Genomic DNA, 518 nt, shown 5'->3' with positions numbered 1-518 from the left:
ATTATCATTCCTCAAGTCATGGATGGTTTAGCTTTAAACTTTAAATACATTTAAAGGAGAAATTAACCATAAAATCAATAAAATATTGAAGAATATAGTACAGAAATATACCTTTCTAAAAGGTTGTTTTTGTGTTTTATGTCGTAAACGTTGTTGTGCTAACCAAGCTGCTGGCCAACCGCCTAAAAAGGCAAGTATATGCAAAGTATTCTCTGGTACGCGACGTTGATTAAGCTGAGCTGCTTCTTTATCTTGGGAATAAAACCAATAGGTCATCACATTGATAATACTGATAAAAAGTAATGCTAGACTATTCAGCAAACCTGTAGCGGTCAAAATAACCAAAGCGATAATATAAATCACACACAGAATTTGCATCGGCTGTAATTTTGATGATGATTGAGTGTCTACACTGTTCGATACTTTTGATAATTTCTTTGCTTGATTGGCTTTTAAATAAGTCACTTGCTTGGCTTTAAAGCGTCCTTGTCCATCCAGCTGCACGACATATTCCAGTG

1 protein-coding gene is annotated in these 518 nt (G+C 34.7%); it reads right to left on the bottom strand.

Going from position 1 to position 518, the window contains the following annotated elements; translation table 11 throughout:
- Positions 1–33: 33 nt before the first annotated feature.
- On the bottom strand, positions 34–518 hold a 485-nt coding region (locus RR876_RS17385; protein WP_332637225.1), incomplete at its 5' end, for a DUF1294 domain-containing protein.

Source organism: Acinetobacter sp., assembly GCF_036666595.1.
Taxonomy (GTDB): Bacteria; Pseudomonadota; Gammaproteobacteria; order Pseudomonadales; family Moraxellaceae; genus Acinetobacter.
This window is presented reverse-complemented; position numbering and strand designations above follow the sequence as displayed.